Raw genomic sequence first — 840 nt, 5'->3', positions numbered from 1 at the left:
CTTGCCGGAGCCGGACCATCGTGTCGTGGTTGGCCGGGTCGTAGGAAATGTGCCCGGTCTTGTCGGCCTTCTCCAACCCCCCGATCCGGTGCTGCAACCCCGGCGTGCCCGGCACCGCCCACGCCCGGGCGAGGGTTTCGGGGTCGCGGACATACGGCCAGAACTCGCCGGAGCCGTTGTCGGCGTTCGGCTCGGTCGCGAACTGCACCCGCAGGTCCGGCAGTGTTTCGACGTCCGGGATCAGCCACGGCTCCGACCCGTTCGCGATCGCCCCGTCCGAGAGCAGCAGCACCGGCGTGCGGTACTTCAACGCGATCCGGGTCGCCTCGACCGCGGCGTCGAAACAGTCCGCCGGGGACAGCGGCGCGATGATCGGGACCGGCGATTCGCCGTTGCGGCCGAACATCGCCTGCAACAGGTCGGCCTGCTCGGTCTTGGTCGGCAGACCGGTCGATGGGCCACCACGCTGGACGTCGATCACGACCAGCGGCAGCTCCACCATCACCCCCAGCCCGACCGCTTCGGACTTCAGCGCCACACCCGGCCCCGAGGTCGAGGTGACGCCGAGCGCGCCGCCGTAGGAGGCGCCGAGGGCGGCGCCGATCCCGGCGATCTCGTCCTCGGCCTGGAAGGTGATGATCCCGAAGTGCTTGTGCTTGGACAGCTCGTGCAGGATGTCCGACGCCGGCGTGATCGGATACGTCCCCAGCAGGATCTGCAGACCCGAGCGCTGCCCGGCGGCGACGATGCCGTAAGCCAGGGCGGTGTTGCCGGTGATCTGCCGGTAGGTGCCCTGGGTCAGCTTCGCCGGCGCGACCTGGAACGTCGTCGCGAACGACT

Annotated in this window: 1 pseudogene; it reads right to left on the bottom strand. The window is 69.9% G+C overall.

The annotated features are described in order from the left end of the window. Positions 1 to 840: pseudogene (locus ACLJPY_RS50175) on the bottom strand (2-oxoglutarate ferredoxin oxidoreductase subunit alpha); the annotation flags it as partial.

The organism is Amycolatopsis sp. lyj-23 (assembly GCF_046549135.1).
In the GTDB taxonomy this organism is placed as follows: Bacteria; Actinomycetota; Actinomycetes; order Mycobacteriales; family Pseudonocardiaceae; genus Amycolatopsis.
The sequence above is the reverse complement of the archived record's forward strand: the minus strand, read 5'-3'. Positions and strand labels throughout refer to the sequence as shown.